The sequence below is a fragment of the Candidatus Magnetaquiglobus chichijimensis genome, assembly GCF_045865675.1.
Taxonomy (GTDB): domain Bacteria; phylum Pseudomonadota; class Magnetococcia; order Magnetococcales; family Magnetaquicoccaceae; genus Magnetaquiglobus; species Magnetaquiglobus chichijimensis.
On sequence record NZ_BAAFGK010000004.1, the window covers coordinates 520,800 to 541,247 of the forward strand.

Sequence of the window (20,448 nt, forward strand, 5' to 3'; positions counted from 1 at the left end):
TCCAATATTGTGATTTTCTCTTTGACATCACGACAAGGCAAGGAACTTTTTTTGCGCGGACCCGGATTTTCTCCAGGTCCGCGTGAGGGGGAAGGGTGGGAATTTCAGGTTATATTTCAGTATGGTAGAAAAAGGCGAAACTCAGACCGACGTGGCGGCATCCAGGGCCTGGGCGATGTCGGCCAGGATGTCGTCGATGTGCTCCAGACCGACGGAGAGACGTACCATGTCCTCCGAGACGCCGGCCTTTTTCAGCTCTTCGGGGGACAGTTGCCGGTGGGTGGTGCTGGCCGGGTGGCAGGCCAGGGATTTGGCGTCGCCGATGTTCACCAGGTGGGTGATCAGTTTCAGGGAGTCGATGAATTTTTCACCGCACTTGCGGCCTCCCTGCACGCCGAAGGTCAGAATCCCGGAAGCCTTGCCATTGAAATAACGGTCCACCAGGCCGCGATCCGGGTGATCCTTCAAACCGGCGTAGTTCACCCAGGCCACTTTGGCATGCCCCTGAAGGTATTCGGCCACGGCCAGGGCATTGGCGCAGTGGCGTTCCATGCGCAGGGCCAGGGTTTCGATCCCTTGCAGAATCAGAAAGCTGTTGAACGGCGAGATCGCCGCCCCCATGTTGCGCAGCGGCACCACCCTTGCCCGTCCGATGAAGGCGGCGGCGCCCAGGGCTTCGGTGTAGGTGACCCCGTGATAGGAGATATCCGGCTCGTTCAGGCGGCGGAAACGGGTTTTGTGTTCGGCCCACGGGAAGCGTCCGGAATCGACCAGAACGCCGCCGATGCTTGTGCCATGTCCCCCCATGTATTTGGTGAGCGAGTGGATGATGATGTCCGCGCCGTGATCGAACGGACGGCAGATGGCCGGCGTCGGCACGGTGTTGTCCACGATCAGCGGCACCCCCCTGGAGTGACCCACCTGGGCCAGGGCCGCGAAATCGACCACGTTGCCGAGGGGATTGCCGATCGATTCCACGAAGATCGCCTTGGTGCGTTCGTCGATCAACGCGGAGAAGCTGGTTGGTTCGCGATAGTCGGCGAAGCGCACCTCGATGCCCAGTTGCGGCAGGGTGTGGGCAAAGAGATTGTAGGTCCCGCCGTAGAGGGTGCTCGAGGCGATGATGTTGTCCCCGGTTTCGCAGATGGTGAAGATGGCGTAGGTGATCGCCGCCTGGCCCGAGGAGAGCGCCAGCGCGCCGATGCCCCCTTCCAGCTCCGCCACGCGCTGTTCGAGCACGGCGGTGGTCGGGTTCATGATGCGGGTGTAGATGTTGCCCGCCACCTTCAGGTCGAACAGATCCGCCGCGTGCTGGGTGTCGTCGAAGGCGTAGGAGGTGGTTTGATAGATGGGCACCGCCACGGATTTGGTGGTCGGTTCCGGACGGTAGCCGGCGTGAATGGCCAGGGTTTCCAGTTTCATGGGTTCACAACTCCTTTTGTTCAAGTTGATATCCGATCATCGGCTTTTCCGGTCCGCTTTTTCGAAATACCGGAAACCGTTGCGCCCTCGCTCCTTCACCGCGTACATCGCCATGTCCGCGTGTTCCATCAGGGCATCCCCGTTGTCTCCGTGCGCGGGAAAGAGCGCGATGCCGATCGACGCGCCCACCGTCACCTTCTCTCCCGCCACATCGATCGGTTGCGAAACGGACTGCACGATCTTTTCGGCCACCCGACCGGCGGCGGCTGGGTCGGCCAGATCCGACAGGATCACCGCGAATTCGTCACCGCCCATGCGCGCCACCAGATCCGAGGCGCGCAGACAGACACGGATGCGCTGGGTGGAGGTGATCAGCACCTGATCGCCGGCGGCGTGGCCCAGGGTGTCGTTGACCTCCTTGAAGTGGTCCAGATCGATCAGCATCAGGGCCAGCGGCTCCTGGCCGCGGGTGGCCTGGGCCAGGGCATGGGTCAGATGTTCGGTGAACAGCATCCGGTTGGGGAGCGAGGTCAGGAGATCGTGATGGGCCAGATGCTGCATCCGCTCCTCCAGCCGCTTGCGCTCCAGGATGCCGGCCAGAGTGAAACCCACGTTGGCCAGGAAGGCCTCCTCCTCGGCGGTCTTGACGTGGGTCGGGTCCAGATAGAGGTTCATCACCGCCAGAACCCTGCCGCGCGAGACGATCGGCAGACAGTAGTGACCGTGATCGGGCATGCCGTCGAAGCGGTTTTCGTGCCGGCCATCCACGTTCTGGACGTGCAACAGCCGCTTTTCGACTGCGGCCCGTCCACACAGACACCAACCGGGCCGGACCGTGCGGCAGGCTTGTTCGTTCTGGGGGGTGAGTCCGTCCGAGGCTATCATCCGCAAGGTGCCATCCTGTTCGTCGGCCAGGAAGATCGCCCCCCGGTGCTCCAGACGCAGAAACGGCACGGTCAGGACGATGTGCAGGGCCACTTCGAGCTGTTTTTGCAGCGACAAAGGTTCCAGGGAGCTTTCCAGCAGCGCGCTCAACGCCAGACGGCGCGCCTGGGAGCGCAGGTTGGTCTCGTCGAGACGGTTCAGTTCGCGGCCCATCTGCTGCATGGCGTGCAGGAGAATGCCGATCTCATCCTTGGGGATATGGTCGATGGTGGCGTTCAGGTTGCCCGCCGCGATCTGGCGGGAGAACTGCACCCCCGACTTGAGAGAGCGCAGGATCGAGCGGGTGAGCGTGAACACCATCAGACCCGCGCTCAGAATGGCCAGAACCACGAAGATCGTGTGCAGCCGTTCGGTGTAGGCCAGATGGGTTTCCTGTTTCCCCAGGCGTGCCGACAGTCGGGCATCGAACCGTTCGTGGAGCTGTCTGGCCAGGGGGACGAGCTGTCGTTCCGTCTGTTCGACGCGCTCTTTCCAGGAGTGGAGGGGGATTTGTCCGAGGGCCTCGAATCGATCCAGATAGGTCTGGGTGAGTTCATCGATCTCGTGCCACGATTCGTGTTCCGCGCCGGAACTCTGCGAGGTCTCGTCGCGGACCATCTGCCCGAGACGGGTCATCCAGTCGCGGGTGAGGTCGGCCCATTTTTCGTCCTGACGCAACAGGTAGTTCTTTTCATGTCGCCGAGCCTCGAGCAGCGCCTCGCGCATCTGCCGGACCCGTTCCTGACCCCGCTCCATGCCGACCAGGATCTGCATGTTCTGCCAGGCCAACATGGATAAGAGCAGCACCAGACCGACCGTGCCACCAAAGCCCAGTCCCAATTTGTGATGGATGTACATGCCGACAGCCCCGTGTCCCCTCCATGCGTCCGTGGCTCGCGCGTCAAGATCCCCCGACGGTCCGTTGTTGCGCTTCAGTGGGCATCATGGCGATGATTTGTCGAAAATTCAAGCGATCGTCCTTGGTTCAAGCGGTTCGGTCCGGATCGAGCAACCTTTCGGCTTCCTGGATGATTTCCGGGATCCGTTTGGAGTTGCGTGCGAAAATGGCCTCGCGAATGCGTTCGAACACGGTTTTGTGCGGACATTCGTAAGGCGAGCAGAGCGCGGACAAGGTGTCGCACATGGCGACGATCCGCGCGGACTCGAACAGAGGCAGGGTGGCGATTTCGGCCAATCCGGCGCGCAACCGTTCCGTCAACCCCTCGGGCAGAGACTCCTGTCCCGGCACGAACGGCGCGGGGGTGGCGTCGCCGGGCTTGCGGGTCAAGTAGGCCGCCAGCATCGGGATCAACCGGGCCAGATCGACCGGCTTGGTCAGATAGTCCGAAACCCCCGCCTCCAGGGCCTCCTTCTCCCGTTCCACGAAAGCGTCCGCCGACAGGCCGATCACCGGGATGTTGGCGGTTTCCGGGTGGTTTTTCAGCATCCGGGTGGCGGTAAGACCATCCATGATCGGCATGTGGAGATCCATCAGGATCAGATCCGGCAACCACTCCCGCGCCTTTTCCACCCCGTTCTGTCCATTTTCGGCCACCGTGGCGGTCAATCCCACCTCGTCGAGCACGGCCAGCAGCATCTCCTGGTTCATCGGATTGTCCTCGATCAGGAGAATCCGCGCCTTGGGATCGAATCGGTATTCGCGCCAGTTGATGTCGTCGCCGTCCTGGGCCGGGGGCGCGGCCTCCTGCAAGGGGAGACGCACCCGGAAGGTGGAACCGACCCCTTCGTGGCTGTCCACGTAGACGCTCCCCTCCAGCATCCCGGTGAGACTGCGCACGATGGCCAGGCCCAGTCCGGTGCCGCCGTGACGGCGGGTGGTCGAGCCATCCGCCTGTTCGAACGGTTCGAAGATGGCGTTGAGCCGTTCGCGCGGGATGCCGATCCCCTGATCCTCGACCTCGAACATCATGAATCCCCCGTCGCGTACCGCGCGAATCGTCACGCTCTTGCCGCGCGGGGTGAACTTGATGGCATTGCCCACCAGGTTCATGAGGATCTGGTTGATGCGGGTGCGGTCTGAGTGGACATGACGGGGCAGTTCCGGATCCAGCGCATAGTGGAGCAGCACCCCTTTTTCGGCGGCGCGATCCTTGGCGACCTGATAGAGGCTCTGCACCAGGAGGGCGATGTCGATGTCCTCTTTGTCGAGTTCCACCTTGCCGGCTTCGATCTTGGCCAGATCCAGGACATTGCTGATGATTTCGGTGAGGTTGTCTCCGCTGACGCGGATGTTTTCCAGATAGCGCATGAAACGGGGCGAGATCTGGCTTTGATGCTTGAGCAGGATGCGGGAGAAGCCGACGATGGCGTTCAGCGGGGTGCGGATTTCGTGGCTGACGTTGGCCAGAAAGGCGGTTTTGGCACGGTTGGCGCTTTCCGCCTCCTCCTTGGCCTGGCGCAGATCGGCCTCGACCCGCTTGCGTTCGATGAGACCGGCCAGGGTGTTGGCCACGGCGGTGAGAAACGTCTCCTCCTCGGCCAGACGGGAGTGTCCCACGGTGAGATAGAGGTTGTAGACCCCCAGAAGCTCCCCCCGTGACAGGATCGGCACGCAGTAGTGACCATGGGGCATCATGCCCGGATAGCGGACGTCGTGTTCCGGCCCCACGCAGTCGGCGAAGTAGATGCGCTCATCCTGGGCTGCCCGTCCGCACAGGCAGAAGCCCGGTTCCACCACCTGGCAGTGGGAGATCAGGCTGGCGGAGAGTCCTTTCTGGACCACCAGGGAGAGCCGTTTGGTGGACGGATCGGCCAGGAAGATCGCCCCGCGCGCCTGCACCGCCAGCCACGGCACATCGAGGATGATGTCCAGGGCCCGTTGCAGGAGTTCTTCCAGGGAGATGGGTTCCAGGGCGGTTTGCAGCAGGGTGTTGATGGCCAGGCGTGACTGGGAGGTGCGTTCGTTGTGGCGCACCAGTTCGCGCAGGGTTTCGACCTCTGCGGAGAGGTCCTGGTAACGGGTTTCCAGTTCCGTGCCACCGGTTGGTTCCCGATCGTCCTTGGCCTTGTTTTTTTTTCGTTTGCCCGAGTCGGGTTGTTGTTCCAACTGGCTGCGGGCCGCCTCGAGGTCGGCGCGGGTCACCACGCCCACGAACCGTTCCTCCTCCATGACCGGCAGGACCGGACGGTTGCTTTGGGTCATGCGTTCGAGGACGACATTCAACTCCTCGCCCGCCCGCACCAGGGGACCGCCGGAGAGACCGCGACCGGCCTGAATATCCTCGAGCGTCAGGATTCCCGCGAACGCCTCGTGTCGGAAGATGACCAGAAAGCCATGTCTGGCGATTTCACGGGCTGCCGCCACTCGTTCGGCCCCGGAGCGGGCCATGGGATAGCGTTGCCGCACAAAGCCGGCGATTTTCATCGATTCCTCCCTGCGTGGCATCCCGCCCTTGCATCTGGATGGGATCGCGTGCCAAATAATGGGTCGCACGGCGCGTCCGGTGCATGTCGGGTCCGGAATGTCGAACGTTGCCAAGAGGCTGAACTGCTTTGTTGAGTTATGACAATCCAGCATCCCACAATTACCACTTGATGTACAGAACTAATTTACCCGGTGCGGGAGCGCCCTGACCCCTCGTGTCGTCCTGTTCGCAGGGAGGTGGGGATGCGTTCCGACCGCGACCGGATGGGGCCTGACGGGAAGTTATCAGCGTGTTGACAATTGACAAAATCAATAAAAATCTTGGCGGACGCCAACTGTTGGATCAGGCGGAACTGCTGATCAACCCCGGGGAACGGGTGGGTCTGATCGGTCCGAACGGCGCCGGCAAGACCACGTTGTTGCGCATGATCCTGGGCGAGATGGAGTGCGATGCCGGCTCGATCCGGATGCGGGGCGGGGTGCGGATCGGATTGTTGCGCCAGGAGATTCAGGACGACAGCCAAACCCTGATGGCCATGACCCTGGCCGGCGACCCGGAGTTGACCGGGTTGCGCGGCGAGCGCGACGTGATTCAACACCATCTGCTCGATCCGACCCGCGCCGCGGAGCACGATGCGCTGGTGGCCCGTCTCGGGGAGATCGATCTGCGTCTGACCACCCTGAACGCCTATGCCGCCGAGTCGCGCGCCGCCGCGATCCTCACCGGTCTGGGGTTCGCGCCGGAAGATCCCTCCCGTCCGTTGGGCAGTTTTTCCGGAGGCTGGCGGATGCGGGCGCAGCTGGCGCGGTTGCTTTTCTGGGCGCCCGATCTGCTGCTGCTGGACGAGCCGACCAACCATCTGGATCTGGAGTCCGCCGCCTGGCTGGAGAACCATTTGAAAAAGAACGCCGGAGCCCAGGCGTTGGTGATCGTCTCCCACGACCGTTCGTTTCTCAATCGCGCCACCAACGTCACCGTGGAGTTGGAAAACGGACGCCTGACCCGTTTTTCCGGCCCCTTCGACGCCTGGCTGGAGCAAAAGGCCATGAACCTGCAAACCCTGGAGAAGTCCGCCGCGCGTATCAACCGGCGTCGCGAGGAGTTGGAGTGCTTCATTCGACGGTTTCGCGCCAAGGCCACCAAGGCCAAACAGGTGCAGAGCCGGGTCAAGATGCTCGCCAAACTGGAGCCGGTCCAGAAGGCCGCTTCCGGCGTCGGGCCGCCGCGCATCCGGTTTCCCACCCCGCCGGCCTGCGGCATGGAGGTGCTCAAGACCCGCCGGCTCAAGAAGGGGTACGGCGACAGGCTCATCCTCGACGATGTGGGGCTGGAACTCAAACGGGGTGAGAAGATCGGTCTGGTGGGGATCAACGGCGCGGGCAAGAGCACCCTGCTCAAACTGATCGCCGGCGACATCACCCCCGACTCCGGACAGGTGCTCCTCTCCGAGCGGATCAAGGTGGCCCGTTTCGCCCAGCACGCCCTCGAAACCCTCAATCCGGCCCAGACCGTGCTCGAATCCGCCGCCACCGCAGCCCCGGACCACTTCGGGGATACCGCCTTGCGGACGCTGTTGGGAGGGATGCTTTTCTCCGGGGATGCGGTGAAAACCAGGGTGGCGGATCTCTCCGGCGGGGAGCGGGTGCGGCTGGCCCTGGCTCATCTGTTTTTGTCCGGAGCCAACTTGTTGTTGCTCGACGAACCGGCCAACCACCTCGACATGGCGGCCCGCGCCGCGCTCGAGGAGGCGCTGATCGACTATCCGGGGGCCCTGATCCTGGTGACCCACGATCGGGATCTGATGGAGGCCAGCTGCGATGCTCTGTGGGTGGTCGCCAACGGCAAGGTGACGGTCTGGGAGGGGACGCTGGAAGGCTATCTGGAGCAGGCGATCCGCGATGAGCCGGCGGGTGGCGCGAGCGGCGCGGCGCTGGCCGTGCAGGCGGGGCGCGATCCCCGCGATCCCCGCGAGATCCGTCGTCTGACCGCCCAGGTGCGCGACCGGTTGCGCGCCGAAACCCAGCAGGCCAGGAAACGTCTGGAGAAGCTGGAAAAGGAGATCGAGACCCTGGAGGCGGAGCAGGGGCGGATTCAGGCCGTTCTGGCCGATCCCGAGGCCTATGCCGACGCCGCGCGCGAGAGCCTGAAAAACGACGTGGCGCGCCTTGGGCAACTGGAGGGGCGATTGCTTGAGGCGATGACCACCTGGGAGGCGTTGTCCCTGGAGGTCGCGGCCCAGGAGTCGGAAGCGGAGTCCGAGCTGGCCCGGATCCGCGCCGGCGAGGGGTGATGCCCGCGCGGGTGTCAGGCCTGGGAACGACCGGTCAGGGCGGGGTTTGGTCTGTCGTGCGATTGATGTTTGCAGATGGAGGAATCCAGGTTATGATGACCGCTCCTGAAAAATCCATCGGTACCCCGTGACCTTGCGAGCCATGAGTTCCCAAACCGTCCCCCTGGAGCACCATCCTGCCTCGCGCCTGGACCCGCGCCGCGTGCGTCGGGCCATGGGGCGCGCCGCGCCGGTCGAAAACGATGATTTCCTGGCGTTCGTCAACCAGCGTCTCGTGGAGCGCGTCACCGAAATCCGTCTGGATTTCCCAGCCATCCTCGAGTTGGGCCGCGTGCCCGGCCATGCCGCCCAATTGTTGCGCGCCCAGCTCCCGGACGCCCGCGTGATCGCCCAGGGATTGGCCGCGCCGCGCCCGGAGGCCTGGTCCACATCCGCCACGCCCCAGGATCCGAATCCGCCCTGCGCCCTGGTCGGGGATCCGGTCAAACTCCCCTTCGCGACCAACACCTTCGATCTGGTGATCGCCAACATGACCCTGCACTGGTCCGCGGATGCCATGCGCGCCCTGCGGGAGATCCGGCGCGTGCTCAAGCCCGGCGCGCCATTGCTGCTGGTCACCATGGGGCCGGCCACCCTCTCCGAATGTCGCGCGGTGCTGGCCGAAATCGATCAGGCGCGGCATGGACAGGTCTGGCCGCGCATTCCGGAGTTCTTCTCCCTGGCCGATCTCGGGGATTTGTTGGGTCTGGCCGGTCTGGCCCGTCCGGTGGTGGACCGGGAGATGATCCGACCCCGTTTCGAGGATGTCGAGCATCTGCTGTTCGAGCTGCGTCGCATCGGCGCGACCAACGCCCATCGGCGCCGTCCGCCTGGGCTGATGGGCAAGGGAACCCTCCGCGAGCTGGCGCGGCGGTGTGACCCGCGCCAGGCCGATCCGTCCGCCACCGGGCTGCCGGTCACCCTGGAGATCCTGTTTGCCCACGCCTGGAAGCCTTGAACGGGATCTCCTGCCGGTATCAACCATCCCTTGAACGCGAGTCAACCCTTAATGTCCGAAACATCCCCGATTCCGGAAAGCGATTTCCTCTCCAAGCTGACCGTTCTCTACGTCGAGGATGATCCGGATATTCACCGTCTGCTCGATCGGGTGATCCAGGCCCATGCCGGGGCCCTGGTCACCGCCCGCGATGGCGAGGAGGGGTTGCGGCTGTTCGAACTCAAGCGACCGGATATCATCGTCACCGATATTCTGATGCCCACCCTCGACGGTCTGGAGATGACCAGGTTGATCCGTGACCTGGAACCCGAGATTCCGATCATCGTCACCACCGCCCACAGCGACGCCGAGTTTTTCATGCGCTCCATCGATCTGGGGATCGATCGCTATGTGCTCAAGCCCACCGCGCCCCAAACCCTCCTCAAGGCGTTGCAACACTGCGCCAAGGCTCTCAGACATCGCCGGGAGACCGAATCGGCCAACCGCTACGTCCGTTTCATCCTGGATATCCAGCCCAATCTGCTCCTGGTCACGGAGCACGAGCGGCTCGAATACATCAACCGCGCCTTTCTGAATCTGTTGGGGTTCCAGTCGTTGGAGCAGTTTTTGGTCAGCGGTGCGCGGTTGGGGGATCGGTTGCTGGATCGGGCCGGCAAGCCTCTGGTCGATCCTTCTGCCAGCCCCAACGCGGATCACTGGTTGACGACGCTCCTGAACGTCTCTCAGGAGCATGGTGTGGTTCATTTGCGCCGCGCCGATCAACCCCAGGGTCGGGTCACCCCCTACGCGATCACCTTCAATGCCCTGCCGGAGCTGAACCGATACATCTTCTCTTTTTCGGATGTGACCCATCTGGAGAAGGAGAAACAGCAGCTCGAGATTCAGGCTTTCACCGATGCCCTGACCGGAACCTGCAACCGCGCCCGTCTGCAAGGGGTGCTCAACGCCGAGTTGCGGCGTTCGCAACGCCATGAACTGCCCTTGTCGGTGATCCTGTGTGATATCGATCATTTCAAACGGATCAACGACCGGTTCGGTCACCAGACCGGGGATGACGTGTTGCGACAGGTGTCGGCGTTGATGGCCGCCAACATCCGCGCTGAGGATGTGTTGGCCCGCTGGGGTGGCGAGGAGTTCATGATCGTTTCGCCGCAGAACGATCTGGAGAGTCAGAGGATGTTGGCCGAGAAGCTGCGCGGCCTGATCGAAGCCACCTGCATTCCTACCGTGGGGAACATTACGTGCAGTTTTGGGGTGGCGCAACGGCGCGACGACGATACGATTCGCGATCTGACCGAGCGGGCCGACCGGGCGTTGTATGTCGCCAAGGAGGGGGGACGCAACCGGGTGGAGGTGGCGGTGAATTCGGAGTTTGGCGTGACGACGGCAGAAAGGCGTGACAATCGCGCATGAACAAGGCTGAAGATGCGGCCATGCGGTGCCCATTTTCCGGTGGGCTTATTCCTGATCCCTCCTCACCAGGAGTTGACGCCCCCCTGGCAGGCCAAATCCATTTTCCGAAGACAGGCAAGATACATTACCGGTCGGGATAAAAATTAAATTCATTCATAAAAAATAATAAATATCATGCTCTTTTCTGGCATTCTGTCCACGATCCTGGGGAAATGATTGGATTATCGTAAGACATAACCGGACGCCCTGCGACAAAAAAGCCAGCAACTGTTCAAGCTTGCTGGCTTTTTTGATTTTTTCTAGATCTTTGGAATCAAATCGTGGTGCCGGGAGTCGGAGTCGAACCGACACGAGCTCACACTCGCCAGATTTTGAGTCTGGTGCGTCTACCAGTTCCGCCATCTCGGCATGAGCACGCATATTAGCAATATCGCGGGTTCGAGTCAAGGGTGTTGTTGAGGCTCGTGGCCAATGCAGGGCGTTGTTGGGGTTTGTGGCCAATGTCGTGAACTGGGTGTGGTCCAGGCATGATCCGTAAACCAAAACAGCCACCCTTGCGGGTGGCTGTTTTGGTTTCGTTTTTTTATTGGCGCGCTCGGAAGGATTCGAACCTCCGGCCTATTGGTTCGTAGCCAATTGCTCTATCCGGGCTGAGCTACGAGCGCTTGCGAAACAGTTCTGCTTTATAATCCGTGACGCGGCTGTCGTCAAGCGGCAAAATGTCTTTTTCAACGGTTTTTATCAAAAAATGTGCGTGGCGTTTCTGGCATGGAGCCTTTTGGGGGCGTTGCAGGGTGGTTTCTTCCGTTTGTCGGCCTGGATGAACAAGTGAAAAAACATGAAAGCCATTTGGATCATTGGCGTGCAGGGGTTGCGCGGCGCACGCGGGGATTTCTGGATTTTTGCCCTGGCGATCCTGCTGAGCGTGGCCATGGCCACCGGAGTGGCCACATTGACCTCCGGGTTGCGGGCCGGGGTTGATCGGGAGAGCCGGCAGATGCTGGCCGCGGACCTGCGTCTGGAATCGACCGCTCCTCTGCCCGAAGCGCTGCGCTCGCGCCTGACCCGGCCCGATTGGCGCGTGGTGGAGAACCTCGAGTTCAACGCCATGATGCGCAATCCGGCCACCGGGGCGAGCCTGCTCGTGGAGGTGCTGGCCGCCGCATCCGGCCATCCGTTGCGCGGGGAGGTGGAGTTGGCCTCCGGGATCCCGCTTGCGGAGGCGTTGCGTGGGGATGGGGCGGTGGCCGAGGGGGTCGTGCTGGAACGCCTGGGCATGCGCCCGGGCGCACGGTTTGAGCTGGGGCGGGCCAAACTGCGACTCGCCGACCGGCTGGCCCGGGAACCGGATCGGGTGGTTCGTTTCTTTCGTTGGGGGCCTCGCCTGATCATCCCCCTCGAGCAGGTGAACAACACCGGACTGCTTGGTTTCGGCAGTCGGGTCACCCATGTCACCCTGATCCGTCTGCCGGAAGGGGGCGATCCGGCAGTCGTGGCCCGAGAACTCACCGAGGAGACCCTCGGCACCGGCATCCGGGTGATGACCCCCAACGATGGACAGATGTCGGCACGACGCTTCATCGACCGTTTCACCCTCTTCATGCGTCTGTTGACCCTTCTGACCCTGCTCTCCACCGGCAACGCCATGGCCGGAGCCATGGCCGCCCACGCCCGCGAGAGTCGGCGTCAGGTGGCCATTCTCCAAGCCCTTGGCGTGGGACATGGGACGATTCTGGGGATCTTCATGCTGCGCATCCTGCTTGTCGCCCTGCCGAGCGCTCTGGTGGGGGCCTTGTCGGGCAGTGGCTGGCCGCTGTTGTTCGACTTCCTGGGGATGGATGCGGGGGTGACCACGGGATTCTCCACCACGATCTTTCTGTCTGGCGTTGTCGGCGGTCTCCTCGGCAGCCTGCTCTTTTCGTTTGGCGCCCTCTGGAGCCTGCGTTCGGTTTCTCCGCTGGGGCTGTTCCGGGCGGTGGCCTGGAGCGGTGGCGGCGAGTATCTCCGCGCCCGTTGGCGTTGGGGCGTCCCCTTTGGCCTGGTGCTGCTCGCCGCGCTGGCGGTCGGCGCCCAGGACGGCTGGAAAGCGGCGCTCCTGCTGGTCGCGGGACTGAGCGGCGCTCTGCTCGTCCTCACCCTGCTGGGCCGCGCCATGCTCTGGCTGTTGGGAAAGGTGCAACCCGCCTCCCTGGCGTGGCGACTCTCCCTGCGCGGCCTGACCGCCCATGGCAACGGCACCCTCGGCTCCCTGGTCTCCCTGGGACTCGGCATGGCCACCCTGGCCACCATGCTGTTTCTGGAACGCAACATCGACCGGCAGTTGACCGAACGGTTGCCCGATCGGGTCGCCAGCTTCTTTCTGCTCGATCTCCAGCCGGATCAGGAAGCGCCACTGCGGGAGATGGCCGGTCGTTATCTCCATCAGGCCGACGATCTGCGCGTCACCCCGGTGGTGCGCGGTCGGTTGCGCGCCCTGAACGGTGCGGAAGTGACCGGCGCGGTGGCGGCCAGCCATCCCCAGGCGTGGCGCTTTCAACGGGATTACGTTCTCACCTGGGCCGGGGAACCGCCGGCGGGCAATCGGATCATCCAGGGGCGCTGGTGGTCGGATCCGAATGCCAGGGAGGTCAGTCTGGAGCGGGAGATGGCCAGGGATCTGCGTCTCGGTCTCGGGGACGCCATCACCTTTTCGATCCTCGGGGTCGATGTCACCGCCACGGTCACCAGCATCCGCGAGCTTTCCTGGTCGGACATGAGTCTGAACTTCTTCGTGATCTTCGCGCCTGGCGTGGTCGAGGGGGTGCCTTTCTCGCATCTGGCCAGCATCCGTCTCGATCCGGACCGGGAGGAGCCGTTTCGCGCCGAGGTGACGCAACGCCTGAACAATATCTCCCTGATCGCCGCCCGCGAGGTGATGGAACGTGCCAGGGAGATGCTGGAAAGGCTGATCGGTTCGCTCCGTCTGGCCGGTGGCATGGCGGTCGTGGCCGGGGTGATCGCCCTGCTGGTCGCCATTCTGCTCCTGGAGCGCGGGCGCGTTCGGGAAGCCGCCATCGCCCGCCTGCTCGGGGCCCGGCAGAGGGATTTGCGTCAGGTGGCCTGGCGGGAGTTCCTGATTCTCGGGATCTGCGCCAGCGGCGTCGGGGTGATCGTCGGGCAGGGGATCGCGTGGGCAGTGATTCGATTCCTGTTGCAGGACCGTTGGGATTGGTTGCCGGGCATCACCGTCGTCACACTGACGGGTGGGGCGTTGCTGGTGGCCGGGACGGGATTTCTGGCCGCGCGACGCGATCTGGAGCGTCCGATTCTCGAGGCATTGCGCGCCCGTGAGGATTGAGCCGGGTGTGGCCGGGATCGGATGTGGATAGGGGCGATGCGGCTGGATCCGGGAGGTGCCTTTGGCCGGGTGGACAGGCGTCAGGTCGGGGCGGCCCGTTTCATCATGATCGTGCCGTCCACGGTGTTGAAGATGATCTTGCGACTGTAATCCCCGCCCATGTCCGAGGCGATGATCGGAATGTTCTCCCGCGCCAGATGATCGATGGCCACCTCGATGTTGCGCTCGCCGACGTTCAACAGGCCCGAGGAGCTTTTGATCACCGCGCCTCCTCCGAACACCTTGGCCACGATGTTGCGGCGCATGCAGCCCATCTCGTCCATCCGTTCGATCAGCTTGGCGATGGCGATGTTGCCGAATTTGGGGGAGGGGAGGCCATCACCGTTCCACAAGGGGAGTTTGTAGTGGTTCATCCCGCCCTCCTTGCGCATGCGGTCCCACAGGCATACCGCGATGCAGGAGCCAAGGACCGTGGTGATGACATACTCCCCGTTTTGCGCGAACAGGGCGCCAGGCAGCAGGAAGGGCCTGGATGGATCGGTGCCGGTGGTCATGGCTCAAAAAGCCTCGATGCCGTCGTCGTCGCCGAAAAGGAAATCGTTGCCATCCACCGAGAAGGTGTCCGCGTCTGCGTCGCCAGGCAACTCCGGGATTGAGATGGTGAAGGTTGCGCCCTTGTTGTCGGTGGAGTTCACCGAGACGGTTCCGCCCATCAACTCGATGATCGCCTGGGTGATGGAGAGTCCCAGGCCATGCCCCTTGTGGCTCTTGCGCAGGCCGGATTCGCCCTGGACAAAGCGGTCGAACAGGCGATGCAGTTGCGACATGTCGATGCCGTGTCCGGTATCCGAGACCCGGAGGGTGAGGTGATCGTCGATGACTTCGGCCTGGATGGTGACCCAGCCATCCTCCTCGTTGAATTCGATGGCGTTGGAGAGCAAATTGGCGAAGACCAGACCCAGGCGGTCGGCATCGGTTTTGAACAACAACTTTTCTGGTTGGGAGGCGAAGTCCACGGTCAGGCGTTTGCTATCGATCAGATGGCGGAACGAGGCGAGGGCGCTGGTGACCAGGGCGTTCACATCCAGGATGGAGGGCTGGAGGGTGGTGTCGCCGGCTTCGAGTTCGGCGGCGGCGAAGATGTTGCGCAGTTGGAAGTCGAGGCTGAAGGCTTCGTTGTAGATGAGGGCGGCGGCGCTGGAGACGGTTTCGGGGTCTCCGGCTGACGATACCAACTGTTGTGACAACCCTAAAATGCAAGAAAGAGGATTATTTATTTCGTTTTTCATATGAGAAACGAAATTGCTTTTTACCTGTTCTGACAACTGAAGTTTATGGTTGACATCCTCCAGTTTTTTGCTGATCATTTTAACGTCATACAAGGCCTGCTTGGTCTGATCGAAGCGTTTTTTCAACTCGGCTATGAGTTCGTCGTCACTGAGGATATCCATGATCCAAGTCTCCAAAAATGATTTGGTGCATCTGGGGAAGCGAAAGCCATGCTACACCAAAAAAACGATAAGTGCCAGTACTGGCAGACTTGAAATAAGTTTGGGGCGGATCTATTATTTGTAGAATTTTTTCCAGCCAAGAGAGGTACAAGTGTTTAACCGAATCATTTCAGGTGGTCAAACAGGCGTGGATCGGGCAGCTTTGGATTTTGCCATGTCCCGTGGAATACCCGTGGGGGGGTGGTGTCCAAAGGGACGCAAGGCCGATGATGGCCCCATTGAACCAACCTATCCGCTACGCGAGACCCCCAATGCGGATTATCGTCAGCGCACCTTCTGGAACATGCGGGATTGCGATGGCGCCTTGATCCTGCATCGCGGACAGTTGAGCGGGGGAACGCTGCTCACCGCGCAACTGGCCCGTTCCATTCAGAAGGCGCACCGACTGATCAATCTGAACCGGGAGGTGGATCTGGACGAAATCCGCGATTGGATACGCAGCCATCGAATCCGCGTGTTGAATGTCGCTGGACCGCGCGAACGCGGCAATCGCGGCATTCACGCCCAGACGCTGGCGTTTCTGGATGCCTTGTTGGGTGGGGAGCCGACCTGGACCCCGTGGGTCGAGATCACGGAAGAACCTTCTTGAAGGGTTGGATCGCGACACGGGCGTAAACCCCGGCCAGCACATACGGATCCGCGTCGGCCCACGCCTGGCATTCGGCCAGGGTAGGAAAATCGGCCACGATCAGGCTTCCCGAGAATCCGGGCGCCTCGGGAGCCTCCGGGGTGGCGCGGGGAAAAGGACCGGCCAGCAGCAGGCGTCCTTCGGCGTTCAGGGTTTCGAGACGGGCCAGGTGGGCCGGTCTGGCGTCAAGTCGCAAGGGGAGGGAGTTCGGGGCGTCCTCGCCGATGATGGCAAAATACATGTGCGTTCCTTCCCGAAATGGTCTGGTTTGCGGCGCGTGGGGTTTCACCAGGGCCGGTTACCCCGCGCTCCCTTCCGGGGGCGCGGATTGACTGACCTCCTGGCGAATCTGCTGGGCGATCTCCTTGAGCAGAACGGCATACTCCTCGGGCGCCACTTCACGCAGGGCATGCAGAGCCTTGCGATACTCTTCCTGTTGCGCGTCGTATTCGGACTGCAAACGAAAAAGCTGGGTCTGGGAGGCGGTGTCCAGCCAGGAACCGTCCCGAATGGCATGGATGCGGGCCTCGGAGTGTCTGCGGAAGGCCAAGTGCGCCTGGATTCCAAGCTGGATGGCACGTTCCTTTTGTCCGAGAATCTCCCTGTCGAGCGCGTGATTCATGCCGGTCCGGTGGCCAAGTGTTAATGAAGGTCACCATTCAGCTTACAACCTGCCTGTGCATTCGACAAGGTATTGAAAGTCAGAATCCCCATTTTCCGGACTTTCTGGTCTTGGAATCGGCTCCACGTCGTCAACTGGGAAGGCGCGCCGGCTCCACCGAGGCCAGACTGGTCTTCACCTCGACGATCCGCGCGTTGGAACTCAACAGCCCTTCACACAGTCGTCCCACTTCGGCGTGCAGGCTCTCCAATCCGCTGCCTGCCTTCACCCGCAACACCAGATCCAGATGAATGCCGGTGCGCGAGTAGTGGGGATAAAGACGGTCCGCCCCCTCGATCGCCCCATCCGTCGGCAACAGCGTTTGCAACACCGCCAGAATCTCCTTTCGGGTCGCGTAGATCGGCACGCTGCTGGCCATGTCGTCCTCGGTATCCACATGCACCACCACCTCGGTGATGGCATCCACGTTTTTCAACAGGGTATGCCGGACCTTTTCGGCCACCTGATGCCCCTCGGAGACGGTCAGATCCATCGGGACCACCACATGCACGTCCACGATGATGTCCGGACCGAGTTGACGCGGCGTGACGAAATGGGCGGAGATCACCTCGGGAATCGAATGGATCAGGTCATGGATCTGTTGACGGGTCTCCTGATCCACCGCCGTCGAGGCGTCGGTCAACTCCTGGATCGCCTTGTGGCCGATCTCGAAGGCCACCTTGCTCACGAAGAAGGCCACGGCGATGGCGGCAACCGGATCCAGGATCGGAAAACCCAGCAGCGCACCGCCGATGCCGAGGGTGGCGGCGATGCAGGAGATGGCATCCGCGCGGTGGTGCCAGGCGTTGGCCATCATGATGTTCGACTTGATCCGGCGTCCCACCCGGACCGTGTATTGGAACAGGGCCTCTTTGATCACCACCGAGCCCATGGCGATCCAGAACGCCAGGTGACCGGGTGCCTCGAGATTCGATTCGCTCATGCGATGCACCGCGTCGATCACCACCCCGCCGGCCACGACGATCAGGATCAATGCCAACAGGAGGGTGATCAGCCCTTCGAACTTGCCATGTCCGTAGGGGTGCTCCTCGTCGGGTTTCTTGCGGGCGATTTTCATGCCGGCCAGGACCACCAGATCGAAGAGCAGGTCCGCTCCGGAGTGGGCCCCTTCGGCGACCAGGGCGGCAGAACCGGCCATGAAACCGATGACCAGTTTCCCGAGGGTGAGCAGGGTGTCGCCGCCGGTTCCCACCAGGGTCACCAGGCGCGCCTCGGCGTAGTGGCCCTCTTTGTTGCTGACGACTGGACCGAAGTGTTCGTGGGCGTGACTGGTTGCGTGATTGGTCATGCTGGGTATCCTTGATTGAGTAACTCTTTAAGTCCTTTTGGGCCGGATTGTCAGGCCGACGCGCGTGAACATAGCAGATTCAGATGAATCGAAACTGAATTCGGAATCGGTCACCCCGATTGGATGCGTGACGGGGAGAGTTTCGGCCAGCCCCACTGATAGAGCGCCAGACCGGTGAGGATCAGGAGCGTGCCGGCCACCAGTCCGCCCTGGATCTCCTCGTGGTTGATGGCTGCTCCGAGCCACAGGGCCACCGCCGGGGCGCTGAGGGTGACCAGGGCGGCGTTGGCGGGACGGACGCGGCTCAACAGCAGGTAGAAGCCGACGAACCCCAAGCCGTTGGCTACCACGCCCAGGTAGAGGATGGCGGCCATGGCGCGGGGTGGCACGGTGACCGGCCAGGTGTGGTCGGTGAGGATGAAAAAGAGCAGGAACAGTGGAAACGCCACCCACAGCGACCCGGCGGCGACCCAGAGCGGGGAGATGCCGTGATTCCACCGTTTGATGCCGACATTGCCGGCGGAATAGATCAACACCGACAGCAGGATCACCGCGATGCCGACCGGGGTGCGCTCTCCGCCGGCGTGGCCATGGGCGAAGATCGTCAGCAGTCCGAGCAGTCCGAGCAGCGAGCCGGACCATTGATGTCGGGTGAAAGGTTCCTTGAGCCAGGCGGTGGCCAGCAGGCCGGTGAGGATCGGTCCGAGACCGAAAAGCACGGAGATCCATCCCGATGGGAGGTAGCGCGCCCCCCAGTAGACGCAGATCATGCTGGCGAAAAGGTTCAGTCCGGCGATCACCGACACGGTGAGCAGTTGAACCGGGGGTGCCGGATGTTTTTTCAGCCAGGGCAGCAGAGGCAGGAACAGCAGGGCGCCGATGGCGATGCGGGTGGTGACCGCCAGGGCATAACCGATGCCATCCTGGCTCCACTGGATCGCCATGGGGGTGCTGCCCCAGATGAGGGTCACCATCAAGAATACCAGCCAGGTCGGCATGTCATCGATTCCGTGCGGTTGATCTGGAAGTGGCGCTGGAAGAATCACTATAGACCAACCACGCGCAGGAATGCAAAGACGGCGAGCATCTTCTTCGGGTTGGGCACCTTGTCAACCTTGACGCATGGGTCCGGATCGGGAGACAAAGGATGATGTGAAACGGGAATAATGTTTCCTGGAACAAGATGTTGTGGGTTGCAGGCACGGCAATTGCAAATCCTTTTTAATAACTCGATCGCGTCAGCGACATCGCCCACGATCGACTTCACAATCAATCCACGTTGCCCTGACAGGATCGATTCAAGACCATGACGCCATCTTTGATCCCTTCCACGTCCCGGACCTTTCATCGCGCCACCCTGAGTGCTCTTGCGGCCCTGGGTGCATGGAGCCTGTGCGTATCCCCGGCGTGGGCTGAATCCGCGCCCGTTCAGGCGGTGCAAACCACCTCCGAGACCCCCGCCACGTCGCGCACGGCGCTGCATCAGGCGATCGAGGCCGATACCCCCGATGTCGCCCTGAAGTTGATCGCCGCCGGGCAACTGATCAACACCCCGGACGGTTTTGGTCTGATGCCCCTTCATTTCGCGGCCATCAAGGGCAAGGCGGATCTGGTGGAGGCGCTTTTGAAGCAGAAGGCCGAGGTCAATGCCCAGGATCGGCGCGGCGACACCGCATTGCACATGCTCGCGGCCAATGGCGGAAACGAGGATCTGGCCCGGCTGCTGCTTAAAGCGGGCGCCAAGCCGGATGTGCCGAACCGTACCGGTCAGACCCCCCTGCACTGGGTGGCCGCCGAGGGGAATCTCCATCTGGCCCGGGTGCTGCTGGCCGCGCGCGCCAATCTCAACAGTCAGGATGAGAGCGGCGATACGCCGTTGCAATGGGCTGCCGAAGCCGGGCACGACAAGATGGTCGCCCTGCTGGTGGAAAACGGCGCGGATCCGAATCTGGCCAACCGCCAGGGACGTACCCCGCTTTTCTGGGCCGCCCGGTTGGGGGATATTCCCATGGCCGAGTATCTGTTCGCGATGAAGGGGCGGGTGGATGTGCGCGCCGAGTCGGGCGATACCCCGTTGCACTGGGCGAGCGGCGAGGGGCATGCCGAGATGGTGAAGTTCCTGATCCGCTGGATGAACGACATCAACCCGTTGGCCGAGTACCAGGAGACCCCGTTGCACTGGGCGGCCATGCGTGGTCATGCCGAGGTGACCGGCATTCTGCTCGGCCATGGTGCCAATCTGGACGCCAAGGACAAGATCGGCAACACCCCGTTGACTTTGGCCAGGCAAAAAGGCCACGACGGGGTGGTCAAACTCCTGGCCGCGCGCGAGGAGGATCTGAAATTCGTCAAGAAGAACGCGGCCAACGCCATGCGCGCGTCAGCGAATGTGCGGGATGGAGCCTCGGCGGCCTCCGCGTCGGGTGTCGGGGCGCGCTTGCCCTCCGGCAACGTGACCGCTCCTTCCGGCAACCGCTGATCCCCAGGCATCGTTCGTCCTGATGCGTCGTTCGCTTCTGGCCGCCTGGTTGTTCCGAGGGGGAGCCATGGTTTCAGAGGTGGTCAGACAA

General features: G+C 62.4%; 15 protein-coding genes and 2 tRNA genes. 6 read left to right on the top strand and 11 right to left on the bottom strand.

The features are described from left to right. Positions 1 to 141: 141 nt before the first annotated feature. The 3 genes from ACOY6C_RS06665 to ACOY6C_RS06675 all read right to left on the bottom strand — a co-directional run bounded on the left by ACOY6C_RS06665 (position 142) and on the right by ACOY6C_RS06675 (position 5,731). On the bottom strand, positions 142 to 1,422 hold the full coding sequence (locus ACOY6C_RS06665) for an O-acetylhomoserine aminocarboxypropyltransferase/cysteine synthase family protein (protein ID WP_420904704.1): 1,281 nt from the start codon (positions 1,420 to 1,422) through the stop codon (positions 142 to 144). A gap of 36 nt (positions 1,423 to 1,458) precedes the next feature. Beyond that, complete coding sequence (locus tag ACOY6C_RS06670; protein WP_420904705.1) at positions 1,459 to 3,204, bottom strand: diguanylate cyclase domain-containing protein; 1,746 nt, start codon at positions 3,202 to 3,204, stop codon at positions 1,459 to 1,461. Between the two features lie 127 nt (positions 3,205 to 3,331). Beyond that, positions 3,332 to 5,731: an ATP-binding protein gene (locus tag ACOY6C_RS06675; protein ID WP_420904706.1), complete on the bottom strand. Its 2,400-nt coding sequence runs from the start codon at positions 5,729 to 5,731 to the stop codon at positions 3,332 to 3,334. Between the two features lie 290 nt (positions 5,732 to 6,021). On the opposite strand from ACOY6C_RS06675, the gene abc-f reads away from it, so the two are divergent. The 3 genes from abc-f (at position 6,022) to ACOY6C_RS06690 (ending at position 10,432) form a co-directional block, all read left to right on the top strand. Next, a complete protein-coding gene (gene abc-f, locus ACOY6C_RS06680; RefSeq protein WP_420904707.1) occupies positions 6,022 to 8,022 on the top strand; it encodes a ribosomal protection-like ABC-F family protein in 2,001 nt (666 codons plus the stop codon). Between the two features lie 142 nt (positions 8,023 to 8,164). Next, on the top strand, positions 8,165 to 9,019 hold the full coding sequence (locus tag ACOY6C_RS06685) for a methyltransferase domain-containing protein (protein WP_420904708.1): 855 nt from the start codon (positions 8,165 to 8,167) through the stop codon (positions 9,017 to 9,019). 51 nt (positions 9,020 to 9,070) lie between these two features. Continuing rightward, positions 9,071 to 10,432, top strand: coding sequence for a diguanylate cyclase (locus tag ACOY6C_RS06690; RefSeq protein ID WP_420904709.1), 1,362 nt, complete (start codon positions 9,071 to 9,073; stop codon positions 10,430 to 10,432). 321 nt (positions 10,433 to 10,753) lie between these two features. Here the strand turns inward: ACOY6C_RS06690 and ACOY6C_RS06695 are convergent. Together ACOY6C_RS06695 and ACOY6C_RS06700 are read right to left on the bottom strand one after the other, a co-directional pair. Next, positions 10,754 to 10,840, bottom strand: a tRNA-Leu gene (locus ACOY6C_RS06695). A gap of 179 nt (positions 10,841 to 11,019) precedes the next feature. Then, positions 11,020 to 11,097 (bottom strand) — tRNA-Arg (locus ACOY6C_RS06700). Between the two features lie 173 nt (positions 11,098 to 11,270). Here ACOY6C_RS06700 and ACOY6C_RS06705 point away from each other — a divergent pair. Further along, positions 11,271 to 13,769: an ABC transporter permease gene (locus ACOY6C_RS06705; protein ID WP_420904710.1), complete on the top strand. Its 2,499-nt coding sequence runs from the start codon at positions 11,271 to 11,273 to the stop codon at positions 13,767 to 13,769. Between the two features lie 80 nt (positions 13,770 to 13,849). Here the strand turns inward: ACOY6C_RS06705 and ACOY6C_RS06710 are convergent, their stop codons facing one another. Both ACOY6C_RS06710 and ACOY6C_RS06715 read right to left on the bottom strand, forming a co-directional pair. Next, a complete protein-coding gene (locus ACOY6C_RS06710; RefSeq protein ID WP_420904711.1) occupies positions 13,850 to 14,323 on the bottom strand; it encodes a chemotaxis protein CheD in 474 nt (157 codons plus the stop codon). Positions 14,324 to 14,326: 3 nt separating this feature from the next. Further along, positions 14,327 to 15,220 (bottom strand): sensor histidine kinase, encoded by an 894-nt coding sequence (locus ACOY6C_RS06715; protein WP_420904712.1) that lies wholly within the window; start codon positions 15,218 to 15,220, stop codon positions 14,327 to 14,329. Between the two features lie 151 nt (positions 15,221 to 15,371). Between ACOY6C_RS06715 and ACOY6C_RS06720 the strand changes: the two genes are divergently transcribed. Further along, positions 15,372 to 15,869 (top strand): putative molybdenum carrier protein, encoded by a 498-nt coding sequence (locus ACOY6C_RS06720; protein ID WP_420904713.1) that lies wholly within the window; start codon positions 15,372 to 15,374, stop codon positions 15,867 to 15,869. Here ACOY6C_RS06720 and ACOY6C_RS06725 read toward each other — a convergent pair. The 4 genes from ACOY6C_RS06725 to ACOY6C_RS06740 form a co-directional block, all read right to left on the bottom strand. Continuing rightward, positions 15,850 to 16,149: a YciI family protein gene (locus ACOY6C_RS06725; RefSeq protein ID WP_420904714.1), complete on the bottom strand. Its 300-nt coding sequence runs from the start codon at positions 16,147 to 16,149 to the stop codon at positions 15,850 to 15,852. The genes ACOY6C_RS06720 and ACOY6C_RS06725 overlap by 20 nt on opposite strands. Positions 16,150 to 16,206: 57 nt before the next feature. Then, positions 16,207 to 16,530, bottom strand: a complete 324-nt coding sequence (locus ACOY6C_RS06730; RefSeq protein ID WP_420904715.1) for a hypothetical protein — start codon at positions 16,528 to 16,530, stop codon at positions 16,207 to 16,209. A gap of 130 nt (positions 16,531 to 16,660) precedes the next feature. Next, entirely contained in the window at positions 16,661 to 17,878 is a 1,218-nt protein-coding gene (locus ACOY6C_RS06735) for a cation diffusion facilitator family transporter (RefSeq protein WP_420904716.1), read from the bottom strand. Between the two features lie 110 nt (positions 17,879 to 17,988). Continuing rightward, positions 17,989 to 18,876, bottom strand: a complete 888-nt coding sequence (locus ACOY6C_RS06740; RefSeq protein WP_420904717.1) for a DMT family transporter — start codon at positions 18,874 to 18,876, stop codon at positions 17,989 to 17,991. Positions 18,877 to 19,184: 308 nt separating this feature from the next. Between ACOY6C_RS06740 and ACOY6C_RS06745 the strand changes: the two genes are divergently transcribed. Then, positions 19,185 to 20,357, top strand: a complete 1,173-nt coding sequence (locus ACOY6C_RS06745; RefSeq protein WP_420904718.1) for an ankyrin repeat domain-containing protein — start codon at positions 19,185 to 19,187, stop codon at positions 20,355 to 20,357. Positions 20,358 to 20,448: the final 91 nt, after the last annotated feature.